Origin of the sequence: Sorangium sp. So ce145 (assembly GCF_051525985.1) — a bacterium.
Lineage (GTDB): Bacteria > Myxococcota_A > Polyangia > Polyangiales > Polyangiaceae > Sorangium > Sorangium cellulosum_B.
The window spans coordinates 3,913,526-3,936,104 of sequence record NZ_CP150315.1 but is presented as its reverse complement, the minus strand read 5'-3'; the positions used below and the strand labels follow the sequence as shown (position 1 = coordinate 3,936,104).

General features: G+C 71.3%; 23 protein-coding genes. 9 read left to right on the top strand and 14 right to left on the bottom strand.

All coding sequences use genetic code 11. The features are described 5' to 3' along the window. The first annotated feature begins 243 nt into the window (after positions 1–243). The gene (locus WMF34_RS14975; protein ID WP_437993706.1) at positions 244–1,233 is read left to right on the top strand and encodes a tetratricopeptide repeat protein; all 990 of its coding nucleotides are present in this window, start codon (positions 244–246) and stop codon (positions 1,231–1,233) included. A 134-nt stretch (positions 1,234–1,367) separates the two neighbouring features. Here WMF34_RS14975 and WMF34_RS14970 read toward each other — a convergent pair whose 3' ends face one another. The 8 genes from WMF34_RS14970 to WMF34_RS14935 form a co-directional block, all read right to left on the bottom strand. Beyond that, positions 1,368–1,643: a hypothetical protein gene (locus WMF34_RS14970; protein ID WP_437993705.1), complete on the bottom strand. Its 276-nt coding sequence runs from the start codon at positions 1,641–1,643 to the stop codon at positions 1,368–1,370. Further along, positions 1,640–2,188 carry a hypothetical protein gene (locus WMF34_RS14965; protein WP_437993704.1) on the bottom strand — a complete coding sequence of 183 codons (549 nt, stop codon included), beginning with the start codon at positions 2,186–2,188 and terminating at the stop codon, positions 1,640–1,642. The genes WMF34_RS14970 and WMF34_RS14965 overlap by 4 nt, the downstream gene beginning before the upstream one ends. Positions 2,189–2,190: 2 nt before the next feature. Then, entirely contained in the window at positions 2,191–2,724 is a 534-nt protein-coding gene (locus tag WMF34_RS14960) for a hypothetical protein (RefSeq protein WP_437993703.1), read from the bottom strand. A gap of 236 nt (positions 2,725–2,960) precedes the next feature. Further along, positions 2,961–3,932, bottom strand: coding sequence for an ATPase (locus WMF34_RS14955; protein ID WP_437993702.1), 972 nt, complete (start codon positions 3,930–3,932; stop codon positions 2,961–2,963). A 696-nt stretch (positions 3,933–4,628) separates the two neighbouring features. Next, the gene (locus tag WMF34_RS14950) at positions 4,629–6,089 is read right to left on the bottom strand and encodes a serine/threonine-protein kinase (protein ID WP_012235497.1); all 1,461 of its coding nucleotides are present in this window, start codon (positions 6,087–6,089) and stop codon (positions 4,629–4,631) included. Positions 6,090–6,168: 79 nt separating this feature from the next. Continuing rightward, positions 6,169–8,283 (bottom strand): DUF2169 domain-containing protein, encoded by a 2,115-nt coding sequence (locus tag WMF34_RS14945; protein WP_437993701.1) that lies wholly within the window; start codon positions 8,281–8,283, stop codon positions 6,169–6,171. 167 nt (positions 8,284–8,450) lie between these two features. After that, positions 8,451–9,311 carry a hypothetical protein gene (locus WMF34_RS14940; protein ID WP_437993700.1) on the bottom strand — a complete coding sequence of 287 codons (861 nt, stop codon included), beginning with the start codon at positions 9,309–9,311 and terminating at the stop codon, positions 8,451–8,453. Positions 9,312–9,320: 9 nt separating this feature from the next. Beyond that, positions 9,321–10,646, bottom strand: coding sequence for a hypothetical protein (locus WMF34_RS14935; RefSeq protein ID WP_437993699.1), 1,326 nt, complete (start codon positions 10,644–10,646; stop codon positions 9,321–9,323). Positions 10,647–11,072: 426 nt separating this feature from the next. Here WMF34_RS14935 and argJ point away from each other — a divergent pair, with 426 nt between their 5' ends. The 6 genes from argJ (at position 11,073) to WMF34_RS14905 (ending at position 16,374) form a co-directional block, all read left to right on the top strand. Further along, entirely contained in the window at positions 11,073–12,248 is a 1,176-nt protein-coding gene (argJ, locus tag WMF34_RS14930) for a bifunctional glutamate N-acetyltransferase/amino-acid acetyltransferase ArgJ (RefSeq protein WP_437993698.1), read from the top strand. 305 nt (positions 12,249–12,553) lie between these two features. Continuing rightward, on the top strand, positions 12,554–13,459 hold the full coding sequence (locus WMF34_RS14925) for a hypothetical protein (RefSeq protein ID WP_437993697.1): 906 nt from the start codon (positions 12,554–12,556) through the stop codon (positions 13,457–13,459). A gap of 48 nt (positions 13,460–13,507) precedes the next feature. Next, entirely contained in the window at positions 13,508–14,104 is a 597-nt protein-coding gene (locus WMF34_RS14920) for an OmpH family outer membrane protein (protein ID WP_012235491.1), read from the top strand. 41 nt (positions 14,105–14,145) lie between these two features. Next, positions 14,146–14,613: a 3-hydroxyacyl-ACP dehydratase FabZ gene (gene fabZ / locus WMF34_RS14915; RefSeq protein ID WP_012235490.1), complete on the top strand. Its 468-nt coding sequence runs from the start codon at positions 14,146–14,148 to the stop codon at positions 14,611–14,613. A 20-nt stretch (positions 14,614–14,633) separates the two neighbouring features. After that, entirely contained in the window at positions 14,634–15,245 is a 612-nt protein-coding gene (locus WMF34_RS14910) for a TlpA family protein disulfide reductase (protein ID WP_437993696.1), read from the top strand. Between the two features lie 25 nt (positions 15,246–15,270). After that, complete coding sequence (locus WMF34_RS14905; protein WP_437993695.1) at positions 15,271–16,374, top strand: dipeptide epimerase; 1,104 nt, start codon at positions 15,271–15,273, stop codon at positions 16,372–16,374. On the opposite strand, the gene WMF34_RS14900 is transcribed toward WMF34_RS14905, so the two are convergent. Both WMF34_RS14900 and WMF34_RS14895 read right to left on the bottom strand, forming a co-directional pair. Then, positions 16,340–17,065 (bottom strand): pseudouridine synthase, encoded by a 726-nt coding sequence (locus WMF34_RS14900; protein ID WP_437993694.1) that lies wholly within the window; start codon positions 17,063–17,065, stop codon positions 16,340–16,342. The genes WMF34_RS14905 and WMF34_RS14900 overlap by 35 nt on opposite strands. Then, positions 17,062–18,270: a protein phosphatase 2C domain-containing protein gene (locus tag WMF34_RS14895; protein WP_012235486.1), complete on the bottom strand. Its 1,209-nt coding sequence runs from the start codon at positions 18,268–18,270 to the stop codon at positions 17,062–17,064. Before WMF34_RS14895 ends, WMF34_RS14900 begins: the two co-directional genes overlap by 4 nt. 327 nt (positions 18,271–18,597) lie before the next feature. Between WMF34_RS14895 and WMF34_RS14890 the strand changes: the two genes are divergently transcribed. Continuing rightward, complete coding sequence (locus WMF34_RS14890) at positions 18,598–18,747, top strand: hypothetical protein (RefSeq protein WP_157906681.1); 150 nt, start codon at positions 18,598–18,600, stop codon at positions 18,745–18,747. 259 nt (positions 18,748–19,006) lie between these two features. Further along, on the top strand, positions 19,007–19,972 hold the full coding sequence (locus WMF34_RS14885) for an FHA domain-containing protein (RefSeq protein WP_012235485.1): 966 nt from the start codon (positions 19,007–19,009) through the stop codon (positions 19,970–19,972). Between the two features lie 22 nt (positions 19,973–19,994). On the opposite strand, the gene WMF34_RS14880 is transcribed toward WMF34_RS14885, so the two are convergent. From WMF34_RS14880 to WMF34_RS14865, 4 genes are all read right to left on the bottom strand, one after another. After that, entirely contained in the window at positions 19,995–21,119 is a 1,125-nt protein-coding gene (locus WMF34_RS14880) for an acyl-CoA dehydrogenase family protein (RefSeq protein WP_437993693.1), read from the bottom strand. A gap of 94 nt (positions 21,120–21,213) precedes the next feature. Beyond that, on the bottom strand, positions 21,214–21,357 hold the full coding sequence (locus WMF34_RS14875) for a hypothetical protein (protein WP_012235483.1): 144 nt from the start codon (positions 21,355–21,357) through the stop codon (positions 21,214–21,216). Beyond that, positions 21,357–21,635: a CcmD family protein gene (locus WMF34_RS14870; RefSeq protein WP_012235482.1), complete on the bottom strand. Its 279-nt coding sequence runs from the start codon at positions 21,633–21,635 to the stop codon at positions 21,357–21,359. Before WMF34_RS14870 ends, WMF34_RS14875 begins: the two co-directional genes overlap by 1 nt. 4 nt (positions 21,636–21,639) lie before the next feature. Then, positions 21,640–22,431, bottom strand: coding sequence for a cytochrome c biogenesis protein (locus tag WMF34_RS14865; RefSeq protein WP_012235481.1), 792 nt, complete (start codon positions 22,429–22,431; stop codon positions 21,640–21,642). Between the last annotated feature and the right edge of the window lie 148 nt (positions 22,432–22,579).

Sequence of the window (22,579 nt, the reverse complement as noted above, 5' to 3'; positions counted from 1 at the left end):
CGAGCTCGCCGGCTCGGACCAGGGAGCGTAGCCGCGGACCAGGACAGCCAGACGCCCGCAGGAACGTCCGAGTCACACTGCCGCGGCCCTGAGGCCCTCGATCCTCTACCCCGCGCCGCGCGGTCTCCTCCGGGGCCATGGGACGCGACGTCCTGGGCGACGTGCACGAGCTCGGTCGGGTAGACAGCAACGGCACCGAGGTCACCGACATGCGCCCGCCAGGTGCGCTATCCTCGCAGCATCATGGAACGCGCACCCGACTGGCTCTCCCTGTGCACCGATGGCATCGACCTGGCAGCGCAAGATGCGGCAGCCCTCGAGACCCACCTGCTGAAGAGCTCGAACGACATCGAAGCGCGCGCCAAGTTGCTCGGGTTCTATTTCACGGACCCGAACGACGACGCACAGCAGCGACGCGCAGACCACATTCACTGGCTGATCGCACATCGCCCAGAAATCGATCTTGCTGCCTTCGCGCGCATCCACCCGGAATTTTACCCGGATGCATACAAAGAGGGGAAACGCCTCTGGCTGAGCACGGTATCCAACAGCCCCAACGTGCTCGCCATCCTCAGGAACGCCGGCGGCTTTCTTGAGTCCGGAGATCCAGACATAGCTGAAGAGCTGTACAAGCGAGGAGCCACCATCGAACCAGACGAGTCAGCCTGGCGACAGCGCCTAGGACATCTGCACTTCAGATCCAGCATTGGCGCGACATCGAGCGAGGAGCGCAAACGAATTGCACGCGAAGCACTCGCGGAATACGAAGCGGCGCTCACACTTGAGCGCTGTACACTTGGAGCGCTCGGGATTCTCATGGACATCGCAAAGGCGGCGGTCATGTGTGAGAACTACGAGCGGGCGACGGAAGCCGCAGAGCGACTGCTTGCCGATGCCGCGGATCACGCCGACTCATGGGAGTACGGAAACGCCGTGCACTACGCACACATCGCACTGGGAAAGGTCGCGATGGCACGCAACGACTCGGCCAGCGCGGCAGAACATCTCCGGGCAGCCAGCGAGGTCCGTGGCTCGCCACAGCTCAACTCGTTTGGGCCCGATTTCGGGCTCGCGTCCCAGTTGCTCGCCGTCGGGCAGCGAGATGCTGTCATCGACTACATCGACGGTTGCAAGAGCTTCTGGGACGGGCACGCATCACTGCTGGAAACGTGGACGCTCGCCATCGAGGGCGGCGAAATGCCGGATTTTCGAAAGCGTTGGTCGACCGAATGAGTTCACCATCCCGAAGTCGCTGGACGCCGGCAATAGAGGGACCACAGGCATCGACGCCGGCGCAACCGCCGCGGCCCAGGGGCGCCTCGATCCGAGGTCGCGCGGCGCGAACTCTGGCTCTCGCGGCCAAGACGTCAAGGCGGAAGGAGAAGCGGGGTGATGGTACCACCGTAATCCCTGACCTTGCCTCCCGCCAGCCTACGGATGAAGCCGGCTGCGCTCTCGATGGTGTTCAGCCAGTCAGCGCCCATGAGGCGCACGTGGTCATCGGTCTTGAACCCTAGCACGTCCACGGCCACAGACCACAACCCGTCCGGTTCCTCGCGAAGGTCGCTAATGCGGATCGTTATGGTCCGCGGCGCGCTTCCGTCCGATGGCGTGAAGGTGGAGACGATCTCCAAGATGTTCATCTTTCACAATCCTTGAGGCAGTCACCAAGTTCCAGATTGCACTTGTACATGCAATCCTGGTCCCCCATCCGACAATTCTTTATACAATCCCTGTTGATCGCTTCGCAATTCTTTTTGCACCTTTCAACCGGATCGTCATTCGCGCCATTCACCCACCGGCACGGGCCGCACGACTGCGCGCCCGAGCCGAGGTGCACCCCGTTGGCATATTCACATCGCTCCTTGGCCTCGTCCAGGCTCGCATGCTGGCCCTGGTAGAGCGAGGTGCAGGGACCGGTCTCTCCCCAGTTTTTGCACTGAGTCGAGCCAGCCTTCCACGTCACCGTGCACTCGGCGAGCTGTGAGCCGCCGCTGCACGGATCCTCGTCGTAGCCGGTGTGGTTTTGCGGCTGCAGCGGGACATACCCGAAGCCTCCGACGCCGCCTGTAGGGGTGATGATGCCCCCGCCGGCCCCCTCCGTTCCATGACCCCGGACATAGCACTCTCCCATGTCGAAGTTGCACCCCGTGAGACCGAGAACCAGAAGAACGATCAGCCTGCTCATTTTCATTTTGACTCTCCCCCGAACCTCCAGATAGGCCCAGCCGTGACCATCAGGACCATGCTGCCAGGAAGGACGCGGCTGCTCCCGCCGGCCCAGTCCACGTTGACGCTCGTGGACGCCCCGAGACGACCGGCGAAGTACCAGTCGGACTGGGCGCGGCCGCCCGGAGCGACCCCCATCACGCGGTCGCAGATCACGGCGCCGCACACCTGCATCATGTAGACCGACAGCGACGGCCCGAGGCTGACGTTGCCGGTCTTCGTGGTGTACCCGAAGGTGACCGCCGTCCGATCGTAGAAGCCGAGGCCTGCTCCTGGAACGACGCTGAGCACGTTGTGGACTTCGATCCGGAAGTCGCTCGTCCTGCGCCACAGCCACCCGATGAAGGGGCTCACGGCGAGCCTGGGCTCGGTCCCGACCTGGATCCCACCGACGCTGACACCGCCGCTGAACTCGAGCGCCAGCGCCGGGACGGGGGCGACGACGAGGCTACAAGCGCAGAGCAGGCCGACCTTGCCGTGGAAGCGCATCGACATGGTGAACGCTCCTGGCCGAGCCGCGACACGCGGTGTGGGGACACCCGCCATTGTTCTTGGGGGGATCTGGGCGTCAAACAGAAAATCGGCGAGCAATCCGCAGAGACATGAGTCGACCCGTCCCGGGCATACGCCGGTGTGCTGGCAGTGATGTGATTGGGAGTCTTCGTCAGCCGAGCGGCTCGCCGGTCGGGCCGGCTCGGGGCCGTTCCGGCAGGGGTTCGTGACAGGCGAGATCAGGGCGACTCTTGGTCGTCCCCGTCCTCATCCGGCTCGTCGTCTTCCGGCTCGGCCTCCTCGGACGCGCTGTCCTCCGGCTCGGCCTCCTCGGACGCGCCGTCTGCCTCGCCCTCCTCCTCTCCTCCGGCGGAGGCGCCGCGGGCGACGGGGAACGGCGCATAGTCCTTCAGCTTGTCGGTGCCTGCGTACCAGTACTCCGCGGCGGCGCGCAGCCGCCGCTCGGCGTGCACGACGAGGGTGTACGCGGCGTCGCGGAGCTTGCGCGAGCGCTGCGCCTCGGGCGTGAACGTCTTGTCGGCGAGCATGCGCGCGAGCACCGGCGAGAGCTCGCGGAGACGGGCAACAGCGGCAGCCTCGCCGCGGGGCGCCTTTTGAAGGGCCTCCGCGTGCTCGGAGCAGAGCAAGAGAAGATCGGAGACGTCCTGGACCAGATCCGCGTCTCCACTGCCCGCCCGGATCGCCATGAGCCGCTTCTGGCCCTCGGGGCTCTTCTTGAAGCGGAGATCGAAGAAGCGGAGGAGCGCTTGCTTGATCTGGGCGGCTTCGGCGGCCGGCGTCTGGAAGTCCGCGGCTGCCCGCTCCTGGCGCTGCTGCGCCGCCTGCCAGCGCGATTGCGTGGCGCGCAGGAGCTCGATCTTGTCGCGGAACCCGCGGATCTCCTCGCGCGTGAGCGGGGGCTCGTCGTCGGCGAACGGCGTGCGCACGAGATCCGCCGCGTCGCGCTCGGCGGCGAGCTGGATGCGGCTCGACCAGATGACGCGGCGAGCGAGCTTGCCTGGGAAATACATCGTACTGTCACCGAGCGACTCGGCCTCTCGGCGCAGCTCGGCCTCGCGGTCGGGGCTCAGCGTGTACTCCGCCGCTCCGCGGGACGAGAGAGCCAGGCCCTCCGCATCGCTCGAAGCGCGCTTCTTCGCGGCCTTCGTGGTCCTGGATGTCGTGGCGGTGGGTGATGCCTTCGGTGCCATGGTGAAGATACGCCTCCTTGCTGGGGCCAGCGCCCCTCCGGATGGGGGGCCAAACGATCGATGAGGGTATCGATCGACCGGAACGCTGACCAGAACAGATTGCGCAGGAGGTGGCCGTGGCCGCGCAGGAGAGCCGCCGCCGCCGCGCAGGAGGCGGCCGTGGCCGCGCAGGAGAGCCGCCGCCGCCGCGCAGGAGGTGGCCGTGGCGGCGCAGGAGAGCCGCCGGCGCTGCGCAGGAGGTGGCCGTGGCGGCGCAGGAGAGCCGCCGGCGCTGCGCAGGAGGTGGCCGTGGCCGCGCAGGAGAGCCGCCGCCGCCGCGCAGGAGGTGGCCACGGCTGCGCAGGAGAGCCGCCGACGCTGCGCAGGAGGTGGCCACGGCTGCGCAGGAGAGCCGCCGACGCCGCGCAGGAGGTGGCCATGGCTGCGCAGGAGAGCCGCCGGCGCTGCGCAGGAGGTGGCCATGGCTGCGCAGGAGAGCCGCCGACGCTGCGCAGGAGGTGACCATGGCTGCGCAGGAGGCGGCATTCAGTGATACAGGACACAAAATCGACGAACAGGAGGCCGGCTGAGCTGCGCAGGAGCCGTGCCCAAGCGCGTTCCGGGTATCAAGCCCGCCCCCCCGGCAGTCCCCATCGTGGTCGTGAACGTGGTCGCCGGGGGCGATGACGCGGCGCTACCCGCCAAGAGGGCGCTCCCTCAGACCCCTGCGCCCTCCCGGAGCACGATCGTCACGTGCGACAGCCCTGTCCCTCCGAGGAGCATCGCCTTCACGAGGAACTCCACCATCGTGTCGAGGCACTCGGCGGGCGAGAAGCCCGCCCTCCCCGCCCCGAGCAGCGGCAGCGCCATGCTCCGGAGCTTCATCGTGTCCGCGTGATAAAAGCACCCTTCCAGGAGCCGCAGGATGAGATCGCGCGTCGGCCTGTAGGTCGCCACGTGATCCCAGTCGAGCGTGATCGCGTGGAACACGAACCGCGCGTTCAACCTGCCGCCGGAGCTGACCACCACCCCGCCGTGCCGCACGGGGACGTACTTGCGCGTCTCCATGTGGCACACGCCGCCGCTCGCGTGGTTCAGGGCGAGCGCCACGCCGCCGGACATGGTGAGCTGCCCGTCGTCCGCGCTCACGAGCGCGTCCGCCGACACGCCCGCGATGTTCGCGCGCACGATCGAGAGCGTCCTGTCCCCGTGGAACTGGAAGGCCGTCACCGGCCCCGCAGGGCCGCCCGACAGGAGGGCAGGCCGGAAGCGCTTGTACTGCTCCATGTACACGCGGAGCGTCAGGTCGTGCGGATCCCCCCAGCGGGTGCTCTGGGCGCCCACGAGGGCGGTGTCGATCTCGTCGAAGGACTGGAAGCGGTCCTTCGGGTCCTTGGCCAGGCAGCGCTCCAGGACGGTCTGCACATCCTCGTCGAGCTCGGGACGGAGCGCCCGCGGACGGGCCGGGATGTCCTGCCGGTGCGCGAGCAGGAGCGGCAAGAGCTCCTGCTCCTCGAACGGCCGCTGTCCCGTGGCCGCGTGGTAGAACGAGGCGCCATAGCTGTAGATGTCCGCGCGCGTGTCGCTCTCCTGCGGGCTCCACGCCTGCTCGGGCGCCATGTAGAACGGCGTCCCCAGCACGGTGCCCATCGCGGTGAGGGGCTGCTCCCGGAGCGCCGAGGGCCCCGTCGTGGCGGTCAGGCGCGCGAGGCCGAAATCGGCGACCTTCAGCTCCCCGGACGGGGCGATCAGCATGTTCGACGGCTTCAGGTCGCGGTGCATCACGCCGAGCTCGGTCGCGGCGGCCATCCCCCGCGCCGCATGGAGCATGTAGCGCCGCAGATCGTCGAGCGGCAGCGGCCCATCCTGGAGCCGCGCGGCCAGCGACGGGCCGCCCACGTACTCCATCACCATGAACGGCGATCGGCTCGAGAGGAAGCCGAAGTCGTAGCAGCCCACCACGTGCGGCGACTTGATGAGCGCCGAGATGCGCGCCTCGCGCAGCATCCGCTCCCCGGCGTTCGGATCCGTGTGCCCGGTGAGCACCTTGATCGCCACGACCCGCGCGAGCGCGAGGTGGCGCGCGCGGAAGACGGCGCCCATCGAGCCCACGCCGAGCAGCCCCTCCACGCTGTACCGGCCCGCGAGCTCCTTGCCCAGCGTCGACGCGTCGATCATGAACGGACCATCGCTTGCACCAGCGATGATGTTCGGAACCCCGGGCGCCGCGGTCAAGGGGCACGGCGCGCGACGCGGATCAGACGGCGTACGCCGCGGGAGCGCCGGCCTGCGCGCGCTGGCGCGGCGCCTCGCGCAGCCTCGCGATCTCGGCCTCGACGCGGGCCCTGAGGCGCGGATCGTCGGCGAGGCGCCTGGCCCAGAGCCGCTTCATGCGCACCCACACGGTGCGTCGGATCGCGCGGTCGCCGAGCGCCGCGGCGCCCCCGCTGCGCTCGGTCGCGACGATCAACCGGGCATAGTCGGCCGCATGCAGCGGGCCACAGACGGCTTCCCACGCGCCGACATAGGCGGCGTCGAACCTGTCGCGGAGCGCCCGCTCGCGGCGCCTGGCCTCTTCCGCCATCGAGTCCCTCCACCGCCGCTCGGCCTCTGCCCAGCGCGCCTCCGACAGGCCGTGCGCCCTGAGCACGTCGGCGCGGGGGACCGGCTTCTCGGCGAGCTCCGCCGTGACGATCGCGCACCGCTCGAGGCTCACCTCGTCGCCGTCGCCGAGCGGCGGGAGCGACGCGGAGGGCGGCTCGTCCTCGCGCCGGAGGACGTGAAAGAAGCGGGACGCGGCGGGTCGCTCGGGCTCGCGCGCGAGCACGCCCGAGGCCGGGGCGGCGCAGGACGAAGACTCGACGGGCGGCGGCAACACCTCGGCGGGCGGCGGCAGAGCCTCCTCCAGCGCGAGGGTCGCGAGCCCCATGGACGGGCCGGGCGCCGGTGAAGCGAGCGCGCCAGACCAGGGCGCGCCGGGGATCGGCGCCCTGAGCTCGACGCGCGGCGCCGGCCCCGGGTCGAAGAAGAACGGGATCGCGGGCCGCTCACCGACGCGCACCTCCTCCTCGCTCGAGAGCACGAGCGTCGCGCTCGCGACGGCATCGATCTGCGGTCGCGCTGGCTCGGGCCGGCCCTGCCGCGCCGATCCCGGCGCGGGCGCGAACGGAAGCGCCGGCGCGCGCACCGCGGCCTCGCCCTGCTCGTCGGAGAGCGCGACCGTCTGCAGCGGCGACGGGCGCTGGATCAGGTCGATGATCTCGATCTCGTCGTCCGAGAGGTGGATCGTGCGCCCCGGATCCCCGTCCCGCTGGCGCGCCTGGCCGGGCGCGTCCTCGATGTGCACGGTCCCTCGCGGGCCGATCGGGAGCGCATCCGGAGCCGCTCCGGCGGCGCCCGAGGCCCGCCCGGGGCGCAGGTCGGGCCACGCGAGCTCCTCGCCGCCGACCGCGACGCCGGCCGCGATCCGCACGGCCCCGAGGGCGAGGTCGTCGGGGACGGGGACGATCTGACGCCACACGACCGTGCAGCGCTGCTCGGCGCCGTCGATCCGGAGCGTGTCCGCGTTGAGCTCGATGACGTCGCCCCCCATCGCAGGAGGCGCGGCGAGCCCCTGGATCCGCGCAACGCCGCGCGCTCGGGGCAGGCGCATCTCCAGCCGGCGAGCGGCCGGGTGCAGGTTCTCGAGCACGATCCACTCGTCGCCGCGCAGATACTCGGTCCGCTGGTCCGGGGGCGCCGCCTGGAAGTACGACCAGTCGAAGCCAGCGGGGATCTCCGCGTTCGGGCCCTCGAGCGTCTCGCGCCGGGTCTTGCCGAGCAGCCGCTTGCGCACGGGCCAGGCGCGCGCGATCGGGCCGAGCCCCGCGGGCCGCGCTGGGTCCTGGGGATCGAGGACCTTGGCCTCGCCGTCGCCCGCGTCGATGCCGAAGGGGTTCTCCCACCCGTTCGCGCCGCGCGCTGCCTTCTCGTACACGAGGGGCATCCGCTGGAACGGCTTTTCGTCACGGACGAGGAGGCGTTTGTCGAGCACGCAGCCGCCCGCGCCGAAGACGGCGAGCCGCACCGGCAAGCGCTCGACATGCGCCCCGTCAGGGGCGTGCGCGTCGCCGGTGAAAAGCACGTCCGCGCGGCCCAGGTAGGGCGCGAGATCGCCGGTGAACCGCACGCTCCGCGCGGGGTTCTTGCCGTGATGGACCTCGGCGCGGAGGATCTCCTGCGGCTCCGTCCGCCACATGGCCGCGCCGGGCGTGAACGCGAAGCTCGCCTTGACGATGATCGTGATGTAGCGCTGGCCCTGCGTGCGCCACGAGACGGCGGCGGCCTCGGCGCCCGGGAGCGACGCCACGGCGTCGGGCGGCAGCGCTCTCATGCCCCCGTCCTCCTGCAGAAATACCTCGCCACGGCCCGCATCGCGTCACGCATCGCTCAGCGACCATTGAACCCGCTCAACGTGACCATCGCGTTGCAATCGCGTGATCTGCGTGTGGAGCCGGCGCGGCGGCGAGGGCGTGAGCGGGCGCGGACCGGAGCCGCCGCTCACCCGCCGCAGGGGTTCGCCCGGCATGCCCGGACGAAGGCGATCTCGCTCTGCCCCGCCTCGATCCGCTCGATCCACCAGGTGAGCCCCGGATACGTGGCCCGGATGAACGCCGCCGCGTCCGCGAAGCGCGCCGTGTCTCCCCGCGCGGCGTAGATCTCGGCGCGGAGCGCGTGGGCCTCCGGCTCGTAGACGCCGCGGAGCACGTCGAGGAGGGCCGGATCCACGTCGCCGAGCGGCTGCGGCCCGTACATCAGATAACGCAGGATGCGGTCGAAGCGGAGCGGGTCGCCCGGCTCCACGCGGCTCGTGACCGCCGCGCCGTTGTCGGGAGGGAGGCTCGTCCAGCGGCCCCAGGAGCCCGCGCGGGCGGCCTCGGGCGCGAGGCGCTCGAGCTCGCGCTGCTCCTCGGAGCTCGGCGCCGCGAGCTCGATCGGCGCCGGCGCGCTCTCCGCGCGGTCCGGCGGCCCGACGTAGACGATCGCCAGCGCGTACTGCCCGGGATCGAGCCCCGCCGGGAGGTACGACGAGACGTCGATGAGCATGCGCCTGCACTCGCCCGGGCACAGGCGGAACACCGGCGTGCCGTGCTCGGGGAGCACGACCGGCGCGGGCTCGGTCCTCACGACCTCCTCGCCGGTGCCCGCCCGCGCGAGGCGGAGGCCGATCGCGCCGGCGTTGCCCGCCCAGCTCGGGCGCGGGAGCCGCAGGATGCAGGCCTGAGGGCGGTCGGCGCACAGCGTGATGGCCACGTGCAGGGGAAAGCCGAGCACATAGCGGCGATCGTGATCGAGTGAACGGAGCACCAGCCCAGGCGGGCCGACCGGGTCCCCGGCGCTCCGCGCGTGTTCATCGGACATGACAGCCCCTCATCTCCATCGAAGTCCCCTGTTGTTCTCGAGGCGCACGCGCCGGGTCTCCTTCACGTGGCGCCCGCACAGGTCGTTGCCGACCAGCCCGTCGGTTCCAGGGATGAGCTGCTGGTCGGCGTCCACCATCCAGTGGGACCGATAGTTCATGCAACACGTCGTCTGGCGCGGCGTCCGGTAATCGAAGTAGCCGCACTTGTGCGGCATTCCGAACGCGTGCGTGAGCTCGTGGACGATGGTGTGGAGCGTGGCTTGCTCGTAGCCGCGCCGGGGCCGCGCCCCCTCGGGGTCCCACCACGCCCTGTGATGGGTGAACAGGATGGTCCTGCCGGCGAAGTACCTCGCCGGCCCGATGTCGATCGTGGGGCTCATGCCGGAGGTGTAGGAGGCCCCTGGACCCCTCACGTCGGCTTCGACGCGCGCGGGGATGCCGTAGCCCGGAGGCTCCCATGCCCCGTCCCTGCGGCGGGCCCGCGGGAAGAAGAAGAGGCGCCTCTCGTACGCGTGCGCCAGGGACCCGTCGCCCGCCGTGAACTGGTTCTGGATGTCGTGCGGCGCGAGCCAGAGGCGGGTCCGCGGCGGGTCGTCGAGGACGGCCGCGCTCGCGACCGAGAAGCTCATCCGCCAGCCTTCCCAGCGGAACGTGACGTAGCTCGCGTCCGGGTAGGCGCCAGGGATCTCCACGTACTCGCCGCGCCGCTCGCCCTCGCCGCCGTCCAGGATCGTGACGCTGCCGGAGAACAGCGGCTCGCCCGGGATCTCGGGCACGGGGTGCGGCTCGAGCGCGGCGATCAGGCAGAACCAGCCAGGTTCCCCGGCGTGCTCGAATTGCTCGCTCACGAAGCGCGAGGCCATCTCGCCGAGCGTGCCCGCGTCGAGCGCCATGTGCTGCAGGTCCTGGATCACGCGCGCCTCGGTGAAGTCGAGTTGGGTGAAGACCAGCTCGAAGTGCTCCGGCGCCTGCTCCACGGGCAGCGGGGGCGCGCTCTCCATCCGGATGTACTCGACGTCGATCCGGCGCCAGAGCGTCATGATCCCGGTCTCGTCGCCGGCCGCCTCGGCGATGCCGTCGGCGTCGAGCTCGGCGCGCACGATCACGTTGTCTCCGGCGATATCGGTCATGTGGCGCCGGATCGTGCTCCGCCCCCCCACGATCGCCGTGCTCGCGCTGGTCTCCGTCGCGTCGGACAGCGCATAGCCCTCCACCGCTTCCCAGCCAGGCGCCCTGTCCTGCGATCCCTCGTTGTCGTCTTCGACGGGGGCCACATAGTCCCCCGCGGCGTCGTAATCGTTCTCGTCGAGGGTGGGGGCCCAGTCCGGGTGCACCTCCGGCCGCTCATTCGATGGATCGTCTGGATCGCGCGCGGTCCAGCGAATCCGGGCTCGTTCTGGCAGCTCGCCCCCGGAGCTCGTCACCTCGACGGTGATCTCGACGAGCTGCGTATTCTTTGCCCACTGCCCGTCGAGATCTCGGTTGATGTAGACGCGTCCCCGATCATCGAGGCTCTTGTAACCGGGCTTATATCCAGCCGCCCGCGTCGTCCCCGGCGGCGCCGTGCTGTCGGGAAAGCCCGGCAGATACAGGCCCTTGATGTCGACAATCCGGACCGCGATCATCGGGGCAGAGCATTGCAAATGCCGCGCTCAGCCCGGCCGCCTCCGGGCGTCTCATCTCCCCGCGCGTCCCCGCGCGCGCGCCTTCCGCTTGTCGCTTTCTCCCGGCGCGCGTTCGTGCGTAGACTCCGCGCCCTCATGAGCTTCGAGCCAGTTGCAGGGTTTCGCTTCGGCGCCGTCAGCGCCGGGATCCGGAAAGACGGGCGCATCGACGTCGCGCTCGCGGTGGCCGATCAGCCGGCGGTCGTGGCCGGCATGTTCACGCGGAACGTGGTGCGCGCGGCGCCCGTGGACATCGCGATGCAGCGCGTCCGATCGGGGCGCGCTCGCGCCGTCGTCGCCAACAGCGGGTGCGCGAACGCGTGCACGGGCGAGGCAGGCTGGAAGGCGACGCTCGACACGACGCGCGCCGTCGCCGAGTCCATCGGCGCCTCGGAGGACGAGGTGCTCCCCGCCTCGACCGGCGTGATCGGCGCCGTCCTGCCCGCGCACCGGATCATCGAGCGTGTCCCCGAGCTGTCGGCGCGCCTGTCGCCGACGGGCTACCTCGATTTCGCCCAGGCGATCTGCACGACCGACCGCTGGCCGAAGCTCGCGCAGCGCAAGCTCGGCGCCGGCGCGACGCTGCTCGGCATCGGCAAGGGCGCCGGGATGATCCACCCCGACGTGGGCCCGCCCCACGCGACGATGCTCGTCTTCCTGTTCACCGACGCCGTGCTCGACGCCGGCGAGGCGAGCGACGCGCTGGCGGCCTCGTGCGACGTGACGTTCAACGCGTGCAGCGTCGACGGGGACACCAGCACCAACGATACGGTGCTCCTCCTGTCCTCCGGCGCGTCGCAGCGCCGCGTCTCGCGCGACGAGCTCTCGGCGGGCCTCACCGAGGTGTGCGGCGAGCTCGCGCGCTCGATGGTGGCCGACGGCGAGGGCAGCACGCACGTCGCCGAGATCCGCGTCCGCGGGCTCGCGACCCGCGACGGTGCGCGCGCCGTCGCGCGCACGGTGGCCACGTCGATGCTCGTGAAGACCGCGCTGTTCGGCAAGGACGCGAACTGGGGGCGGCTGCTCGCCGCCGCGGGCCGCGCAGGCGTCCCCTTCGACCCGCGCGAGGCCCAGATCCTCGTCGGCGGGATCCCGATCGTGCGGGACGGCGCGCCGGTCGGGGCGGAAGCCGAGCTCAAGGCGAACGAGGTGCTCGCGCGCGACACCTATGTCATCGAGCTCGTGCTCGGCAGCGGCCCCGGCGACTTCGCGTACCTCACGAGCGACCTCGGACACGGCTACGTCGACGTGAACGCGGGGTACCGCTCCTGATCGTCACGGGGTGACCGGCCGGGCTGCTCGCAGGGAGCGCCGCCGCGCCTTCGCCCCGACCGGAAGCGCCGGGGCTCCGAGCGCCGGCCGTCCCCCGCCTCACACCGCGCGCCCCCACGGATCAGTGAACCTCGCGCGACGAGCGCAGGTGAACGCAGGTTCACAAACGGGCTCACGGAATGAGGGCCTCGTCGGGCTTCCCGGCGCTCCTCTCCTGCCGCCCCGTGGCACGCTGCGTGTTAGCGCGCGTCATGGTAGTCGTGCGGGAAGGCCGCGCCGGTGCCGGCCGCCGCTGGAGGACTTCGATGCTTCTTCATTCCCCCCTTGCGAAGATCCTGGGTCGTGGCGCGCTGTTCCTGATGATCGGCGCGACCGCGACGGGCTGCGGCGGCTGTGGCGATGCGTCGCTCCAGTGCGACGCCGATGGCGAGAACTGTTTCCTCTGCGACGGTTACGGGTGTCGTCCGGTGGAGCCGGACATCGACACCGCCAGCAGTGGGGGTTCGGGCAGCGCGGGTCCGGCAGACCCGGGTCAGGGCGGCGCGGGCCAGGGCGGCGCGGGCCAGGGCGGCGCGGGCCAGGGCGGCGCGGGGGGCGCGGAGGCCGAGTGCGACGCGGAGCTCACCACGTGTCCCTGCGACGGCGACGGCGCGTGCGAGGACGGCACGCGGTGCGTCGACGGGCTCTGCATCGCGGCGTGCGAGTTCAGCTACGAGTGCGGCGACGGCAGGGTGTGCGTGAACGGCGAGTGCGCCGCCGGCTGCTCCAACGCCGCGCCCTGCGCGGAGCCCGGCACGCGCTGCGACCGCGGGGTCTGCGTCCCCGACCCCGCGAACCCCGAGTGCGGCGACGCGGCCCCGTGCGACGGCGGCGCGGTCTGCGTCGACGGCGCCTGCACCACCGGCTGCGCGACGCACGCGGACTGCGCGCCCGGCGAGGTGTGCAACGCGGCCACCGGCGCGTGCATGGACGACCCCTCGCCTCAGCCCGGCTGCGGCGCCAAGGCCTGCGCGGCGCAGGGCCAGGAGTGCATGGAGGACGGCTACTGCCACTACCCGTGCGAGAACACCCGGGCCTGCCAGCTCATCGACAGCCGCTTCGTCGGCTGCGAGGACGGGTTCTGCAAGACGCGGGAGGAGGTCGCGCCGGAGTGCTCGCTCGACGAGCCTTGCCCCGACGGCGAGAGCTGCATCTCGGGCAAGTGCCTCTGACCTCCCGCACACCTTGACCGTCCGTCACGCGGCGGGTAATCGCCTCCAATGGTCTCCCGCTCTCCCGTCCATCGGCCCGCGCCGCTCTTCGCTCGGATCGCCCGCGCCGCCGCCGTCTCGCTCGCCCTCGCCGTGCCGAGCGCCGCCGCCGCCGAGACCCGGATCGCCGTCGTCGACGTGCAGCACGCCGTCATGCAGACGGAGGACGGCATCCGAGCGCAGGCCACGCTGAAGAAGCTCTTCGATCGGCGGCAGCAGGAGCTCGACGCGAAGCAGACCGAGCTCCAGCGGGCGCGCGAGGACATCGAGAAGCAGTCGCGCGTCCTCTCGCGCGAGTCGCTCCAGAAGCGGATGGAGGACTGGCAGCGCCAGATGGTCGAGCTCCAGACCGTGTTCGTCGACTACAACAAGGAGCTCCAGAAGAAGCAGGGCGAGCTCACCGGGCCCATCCTCAAGAAGATGATGCTCATCGTCGGCAGGATCGCGAAGAAGTCGGGCTACGAGATCATCTTCGACAAGCAAGCGGCCCCGTACGTCCGCGCCGATCTCGATCTGACGGAGCAGGTCATCCAGCTCTACAACACAGGCGGCGGCGAGGACGACGCGGGCGGCGACAAGGCAGAGAAGAAGGACGACGCGAAGTAGCGCGCCGCCCGCGCGCTCCACACCGCGGAAAGGAGCCGGCCTTGCCTGAGCGAACCCAAGCGCCCGTCACGCTCGACATCCACCAGATCCTGTCGATCCTGCCGCACCGTTACCCCCTCGTGATGGTCGACCGGGTGACGGAGATCACCGCCAACAAGTGCATCCGCGGCTACAAGTGCGTCGCCTACAACGAGCCCTGGTTTCAGGGGCACTTCCCGCAGCGGCCGATCATGCCCGGGGTGCTGATCCTGGAGTCGCTCACGCAGCTCGGCGGCATCCTCGCCTATGCGTCGGATCCGTTCGACGCCACGTCGAACCTCATGTTCTTCCTCGGCATCGACAAGGCGAAGTTCCGCCACACCGTGACGCCCGGCGACCGGCTCGATCTCTACGCCGAGGTGCTGCACCACCGCTCGAACGTCTGGAAGCTGCGGGGCGAGGCGAGCGTCGACGGGACGCTCTGCGCCGAGGGAGAGATGCTCGCTTCCATCGTCGATCGCGAGCCCTGATCGGGGAGGGAGATCTCGTCATGAGGCCCAGTCCATCGCCGTCGTTCGCCCGTGTCCTCGCGGCCCTCTGCGCATCGCTCGCCCTCTCGCTCGCAGGCGGCTGCGGCGGCGCCGCGCCCGTCGCTCCGCCGGCGCCCGAGACGGGCGGCGGCCTCATCGGCTCGGCGGCGCCCGAGCTCGCGGCCGAGGTCGTGAGCGGCGAGGGGCCCTCCACGCTCAAGGACGCGCGCGGCAAGGTGGTGATCGTCGATTTCTGGGCGACCTACTGCCGCCCCTGCAGAAGATCGTTCCCCAAGTACCAGGAGCTCGTCGACCGCTTCGGCGGCAATCTCGCCGTGATCGCGGTCTCCCTCGACGCACCCGAGGACGTCTCGACGGAGCAGCTCGCGGGGTTCGCGGACGAGGCGGGGGTCAGGTTCAAGATCCTCTGGGACAAGGACCAGCGCGCGGAGAAGGCGTACAGGCCGCGGAGGATGCCGACCGCGTTCGTCGTCGATCGGGGCGGCGTCGTGCGCCATATCCACGCGGGCTACGAGGACGGCGAGGAGGACAAGATCTCCCGGGAGATCGAGGCGCTGCTCGGCCCGGCGGCGGCTCCGCCGCCTGCAGACGGCGGCCGCCGATCCCCTTGAGGCTGCCGAGGAGGAGACGCTCGTCTTGACGACCCCCGCCCTGATCCGGCGCGTCTCGATCGAGGCGCTCGACATCCCGCTGCACGAGCCGTTCGGCATCGCAGGCGGCGCGCAGGAGCGCGCGGCGAACCTCCTCGTCACCGTGGAGCTCGCCGACGGGACGCTCGGCTTCGGCGAGGCGGCGCCGCTGCCCGCGTTCAACGGCGAGACGCAGGACGGGTCGCGCGCCGCCGCCGTCTCCCTGCGCGAGGCGGTGGTGGGCTCGGACGCGCGCGCGTGGCGCGCCGTCGCGCGCGCGCTCCGCGAGGCGTCCGGGGGCGGCGCGGGCGCGGCGCGCTGCGCGATCGAGACCGCGATCCTCGACGCGCTCACGAAGCGCGCGGGCATGCCGCTCTGGGCCTTCTTCGGCGGCTCCGGGACGGCGCTCACGACCGACATCACCATCACCACCGGCTCGCCGGAGCGCGCGGAGGAGGCCGCGCGGCGCGCCTCGGCCATGGGCTTCCGCGCGCTCAAGGTGAAGGTCGGCGGCCGCCTCGCCGCGTCGGACCCGGCGCGCATCGAGGCGATTCACGCGGCCGCGCCCGGGGCGTCGCTGATCCTCGACGGCAACGGCGGGCTGACGGCGGGCGAGGCGCTCGCGCTCGTCGCGCACGCGCGCCGGCTCGGCGCGGACGTCGCGCTGCTGGAGCAGCCGGTGCCGCGGGACGACTGGGACGGCATGAAGGAGGTCACGCGGCGCGCCGGCGTCGACGTGGCCGCCGACGAGAGCGCCGCCTCCGCGGAGGACGTCCTCCGCGTCGCGGCGGAGCGCGCGGCGACCGTGGTGAACATCAAGCTGATGAAGGGCGGCATCGCCGAGGCGCTCGACATCGCGGCGGTCGCCCGCGCCGCGGGGCTCGGGCTCATGATCGGCGGGATGGTCGAGTCGGTCCTCGCGATGACGGCGTCGGCGTGCTTCGCCGCCGGCCTCGGCGGGTTCTCGTTCGTCGATCTCGACACGCCCCTGTTCCTCGCCGAGAACCCGTTCGACGGCGGCTTCGTCCAGCGAGGCCCGGCGCTCTCCCTCGAGGGGATCCGCGCCGGCCACGGCGTCACCCCGCAGCGCCGCTCTCCAGCGGCGGGTTAGCGGCCGCGTCGCCGACAGCGCCGATCCACGCCGGCACGCCCAGCTGATCGAACGGGCCTCGCAGGTCGTCGGGCAGCGGCGCGGCGACGCGCAGCGGCGCGCCCGTCCCGGGGTGGGCGACGGCGAGCTCGGCCGCGTGGAGCGCGAGGCGGTGCAGCGCATACCGCTCGCGGAACAGGCGGTTGTGCTCGCCCTTGCCGTAGTTCACGTCGCCGATGATCGGGTGGCTGATGTGCTTGAGGTGCCTCCGCACCTGGTGCAGGCGGCCCGTGCGCGGGCGCGCCTCGACGACGGCGTAGCGCTCGAGCGCGTGGAGGCGCTCGAAGTCGGTGACGGCCGGCACGCGCGGGCCCCCCTCGCGCCGCGGGATCGGGTGATCGACGCACCCGTGCTCGGGGGGCACGCCGCGCACGAGCGCCAGGTAGCGCTTCCGCGCGAGGCCCTGCTCGAACTGCGCGCAGAGCAGCGCCGCGGCGGCGGGGTCGAGCGCGACGAGCAGCACGCCGCTCGTCGCCCGGTCGAGGCGGTGGACCGGGTAGACCTTCCGGCCCAGCGCGCGCTCGGCGAGGTCGACGAACACGACCGGCGCGTCGCCCCAGCCGCGGTGCACGAGCAGCCCGGACGGCTTCGCGAAGGCCGCGACGCGATCGTCCAGGTGGAGCAGGGAGAGCTGCGTCGCGGCCGCGCTCATCCGGTCCCGAGCGCGAGGTACCGCGCGAGCCGCTGGTACAGGGCGGCCGCGAGCTCCGCGTCGTGCTCGCAGACCTCGGCGAAATCGTCCTTGCGGATCCGGATGAGCCGCGTCCGCGCCGCGGCGACGGGCAGATCGCCCTTGCGCCGCGCCCCCACGAGCGACTCCGGGAAGAGCAGGCCGGAGGACCCGACGCGCCGCCCGTCCGGCAGATTCACGGCCCCGTCGAGCACCAGGTAAGCGACGAGATCGCTGGCGACGTCGCGCGGGATCCGATCCCCCGCGCCGAGCTCCACCTCCACGCCGGCCGCGAGCGCCCCGAGCACCGCCGCGGGGCTCATGCCGGCGAGGAGCGGGCACGCGGAGAGCACCGACAGATCGCGCGAGGACGGGCCGGCGTCGTCCGCGCGCTTGACGAAGCGCTCCTTGATGTCGATGACGATCACGCTCGCGTTGTCGTGGCCCCCCCGCTCGCGCGCGTGGCCGAGGAGGCCGGCGGCGACCTGCTCGGGCTCGCCCTTCGAGCAGAAGCGGGAGAGCGACGCCTCGCTCTCGATCGCGTTGTGCACCCCGTCGGTGCAGAGGACGATGCGGTCGCCGCGCGAGAGATCGACGAACACGGTGTCGACCGCGACGGTGCCCGCGAGCCCGATCGCGTTCACGAGCGGGTTCCGTTGCGGCTTCCTGGCCGGGGTCGGGTTGCCGGCCGCGCGGAGCGTATCGTAGAGAGCATGGTCCTGGGTGAGCTGGACGGTGGTCGTCGGGCGAACCAGGTACGCGCGGCTGTCGCCCGCGTGGGCGAAGAACGCCCGGCTGTGCGCGAGCACGACGAAATCGAGCGTCGTGCCCATCCCCTGGTAGCTCGGCTCCGTGCGGCGCGCCTCCAGGATGGCCGCGTGCGCGGCCTCGCCCACGCGCCGGAGCAGCGCGAACACCTCGCGCCGCGCCTCGATGTTCGGGTCGGCCACGTACGCGTCGAGGATGGCGGCGGCGGGCGGGCGGAGCACCTCGCCGCGCACCGTGTCGACGGCGATCTGAGCCGCGACCTCGCCCGCGGCGTGGCCTCCCATCCCGTCGGCGATGCCGAAGAGGGCGAGCTCGGGGCAACAGAGGATCCGGTCCTCATTGCTCGGGCGGACGAGGCCTACATCGGTCGATGCGGCGAACTCGATGCGATAGTCGAAGCGTGGGAGGATCCGGGACACCGCGACCAGGATAGACACCGTGCGGGCGGCGTCAAAATCGCGCGTCCGTCGGCGACCGCGCGGCGGCTCCACGCCCGCTCGCCTGCGCCCGCCGGCGGTCGGCAACGTGGCGCGCGCTCGCCCCTGTCCCCGCCGCGAGCGCGCGCCACGTTGCCGCCCCCTGCCCCCCTGGCGTGGCGGCGCTCAGCTGGGCCTCGCCCTGGCCCCGCTGACGCGGGCCGGCGCGCCCTGCGCACCGGCCGAGGCGAGGCCGTGCCTCCGGCGGACACACCAGCGTGCAACGCGCACGGATCCACGGTTGGCCCGACTCTCGCGTCTTCGGGGAGCATGCAACTCATCGAGGTGGACGTCGGGCGCTTTCGGCTCGAATTCGGCGGAGGGCTCGGGCTGGAGGTCATCGTCCTGTTCAGCCGCTCGGTCGCCTTCTGGCGCTGGGGCGGCGAGCTCGTTGCGGAGGTCAGCGTCGGCGTGAGCTGAACCGGACAGCCGTCGTCTCGATCCGAGCCCCGCCGGCCACAGCAGATTCGGGGCGCGCAGCGAAAGAGCCCCAGACGAAAAATTCCGGTAGGATTCGGCTCGACCGCATGAGGCCTCGCCGCTGTCTGACATCCACCACGCTCGCACCTGCCGCGGCTCTGCCGGAGGCCTGCGCAGCGACTCGGCCGTTCACGCTCGAGCTCGGCGGTCCCACGCGGACCGCGGGGCGCGCGATCTCGCGCCGCTCGTGGAGCGCGCGATGATGATAGAACCGCGGATCGACGTCGCCACGATGCGGCGCGCGCTGTCCACCGCCGAGGCGGTGATGGCGCTGAACCCTCCCGAGTCGCCGATGACCGAGGGGTACCGGCTGTTCCGGGTGTCAGGCGGCGACGTCGCGTGGCTGGACCTGCCCGCGAACAGCGGCGCATATGCCGTCTTCGGCTCGCACCCGCGCTGCGACATGAAGTTCGCGTCGGGCGACGATGTCTGCGTGCGCCACCTGGTCGCCACCTGCTGCAACCTCCCCGACGGCGGCTTCGGGCTGCGGCTCATGGATCTGCAGACCTCGATCCCCTTCTTCGTGGACGACGACGTGCCGCGGCGGTCGATCGTCGTCAGCGGCCCGCTGCTCGTGCGCATCGGCAAGCACGTGGTCGGCGGGCTCCCGGTCGGGCCGCGCGCCTCGTCGAGGGTGCTCGAGGTGAGCTCGTGCGGGATGAGCGAGCCGCCGCGCGGCCTCGAGAGCGTCGCGGGCAAGGCCGTCAGCGAGGGCGCCGCGCCGCCCGCGGCGACCGAGGGCATCACGACCAGCCACCGCTTCGCGCGCGGAGAGATCTCGCACATCACGTCGGTGCGCCCCGTCTCGCACATCGAGGAGATGGTGGCGCCGCGCGCGAAGAGCGGGTACGTGCGGCTCACGCTGCAATCGAGCGAGCGCAGCGCCGCGGTCGAGCTGCCCCAGCAAGCGCTCGACGACGGCGTGCTGCTCGGGCGCGCCGACAACTGCCTGGACCGCGGCCTGCGCGCCGTCCTGAGCACGCACATCTCGCGGACCCACCTGCTGCTCCTGCGGGACGGCGCGGAGATCATGGCCCTCGATCTCTGCTCGACGAACGGGACGAGGTTCGCAGGCCAGAAGGTCCGCCGCGTGATGGTGCCCGCCGAGGGCCTCGCGCTCACGCTCGGCCCCGAGCTCACGCTGATCTGGCACCCGCAGACCTGACGCGGGTCGCCCTCGCTGCGCGCTACGCCAGGAGCTGGCGCGCGATGACGAGGCGCTGGATCTGGCTCGTGCCTTCGTAGATCTGGAGGACCTTCGCGTCGCGCATCATCTTCTCGACGGGGTACTCCTTCACGTAGCCGTTGCCGCCGAACACCTGCACGGCGTCCACGGCGGTCTGCATGGCGCTGTCAGCGCCGTAGGCCTTCGCGAAGCTCGAGACGATCGGGTCGCGCACCCCGTGATCGAGGTTCCACGCGGCCTTCTGGTAGAGCAGGCGCGTCCCCTCGACGCGGATCGCCATCTCCGCGAGCATCCACTGGATGAGCTGGTGGTTGCCGATCGGCTGGCCGAAGGTCTTGCGCTCCTTGGCGTAGGCCACGCACTCGTCGACGCAGCGCCGCATCAGGCCCGTCGCGGCCGCGCCGATGTCGGGGCGGGTCTGGTTGAAGGTCTCCATGGCGAGCTTGAAGCCCTGCCCCTCGGGCGCGAGCAGGTTCGCCTTCGGCACCTTCACGTCGTCGAGGAACACCTGGGCGGTGTCGCTCGCCCGCTGGCCGAGCTTGTCCTCCTTCTTGCCGACGCGGAGGCCGGGCGTGTCGCGGTCGACGATGAACGCCGCGATCCCCTTGTGCCGCAGCTCCGGGTTCGACGTCGCAAAGATCACGTAGTAGCGCGCGTAGCTCGCGTTCGTGATCCAGCACTTCTGCCCGTTCAGCACGTAGTCGTCCCCGTGCTTCGTGAAGCGCGTCTTGAGGCCCGCGACGTCGCTGCCCGCGTCCGGCTCGCTCGTGCAGTAGCTCGCCATGATCGGCTCGGCGGTGAGCATGCCGAGGTACTTCTTCTTCTGATCCTCGTTGCCGGCGAGCTTGATGGGGGTGAGCGCGAGGCCGTTCGCGAGGAAGCTCGTCTGGATCCCGGTGCACCCGTACGAGAGCTCCTCGGCGAGGAGGGCGTTCTCGAGCTCGCCCATCCCGGGGCCGCCGTACTCGGCCGGGCAGGTCGGGTTGACGAGGCCGATGTTCCAGCCCTCCACGAAGACATCCATCGGGAAGTACGATTTCTGATCGCACTCGGCCGCGATCGGGAGGATGCGCTCCTTCGTGAAGCGACGCGCCGTATCGATGAGAGCCTTGTGCTCTTCGCTCACAGAGAAATCGACCACCTTGTGACCTCCGGCTAGTGGGGCGGGGACGGCGCTCACCGGGCCCGCCAGCTACGCGGGACGAGGGCCTGCGCCCCCGTCACTCCTTCATTCTGCGCCTGCGTCGCTCGAGCTCGGCGCGCACGGCGCGGCTGCCCAGAATGTAGCCGACGATCAGCCCAAGCATCAGCACCACGGGGATGTAGAGCGCGTGCTGCGGGGTCATCTCCCCCAGGTTCGGCATCAGCTCGCCCCCTGGCCCGCTCCAGCCCGCGCCTTCTGCACGGCGGCCTCGAGCGCGTCGATGCGCCGGTCGATCTGCTTCTGCCGGCGCCAGGAGACGAAGACCAGCGCGAAGAGGATGAGCCAGATCGCGGCGTACGCCTCGACCAGCAGCTTCTCTCCGCTCTGCATGTCGTTCCCCCCCTGGACGGGGCGGAACGCCTGCGCTCGGTCGTCCGTCGTGGTGCTCGTCGGCTGCTGCAACGCCGCATGGGAGAACAAGGAATGATTGGATTTCACGTTGTCAGTCCTCTCCGATGCCGGCTTCGAGGGCCTCTTGCTCGAGCTCCGCGAGCCGTGCGGACGCGAGATCGACGCGGTAACGCGCCCACACGAGCGCGAGGGTGAGCAGGGTGAACGAGAGGAAGCCGAAGCCGAGCGCCATCTTCATGTCAGGGTGCCCGAGGCCGCCGCCTTTGCCCGTGATGACCGTGGGGTGGTTACCGCCCCACATCTTCACCGAATAATGGATGATCGGCAGGTTGGCCGCGCCGAGGACGCCGAGGGCCGCCGCGAACTTGCGCTCGGCGTCGCTGTCGCCGGTGAAGGCGCGGAGCACGACGTAAGCGATGTAGATAAGCACGCTGAGCAGCGAGGTCGTGAGGCGCGGATCCCACGTCCAGTACACGCCCCACGCCTTGGCGGCCCACAGCGGACCGGTGACGAGGACGATCAGCCCCATCGCGACGGCGACCTCGGCGCCGGCCTTCGCCAGCGAGTCCCAGCGCTGGGTGCCGCGCGCGAGGTAGCCGGCGGAGCCGATGAAGCAGACGGTCGCGCCGATGTACATCGCGTACCCGGCGGGGGCGTGGAAGTAGAAGATCTTCTGCACGATCCCCATCGAGGCCTCGGTCGGCACGACGTACGCCACGAAGTGGAGAGTGCCGATGACGGCGAGGGCCGACGCCGCGAGCAGGACGTAAAACGCGATGCTGGCGCCCGCGGATGCCCCGCTCGTCGCGCGCCGCGCCGCATCACCGTTCGCTGCCAAAGCCACCTTGTGCGGCGCCCGCTCGACGTTGACGTTGGCTCCCATGCTGTCGCGCACCGTACTGCCAAGGACGGTCGCGTTCAAGCCGGGGTGACGCCGAGCCGAGCGGCGCCCGAGCGGCGCCCGAGCGGCGCCCGAGCGGCGCCCGAGCGGCGCCCGAGCGACGCAGCGCGCGCCTCAGCGCGCCCGCCCC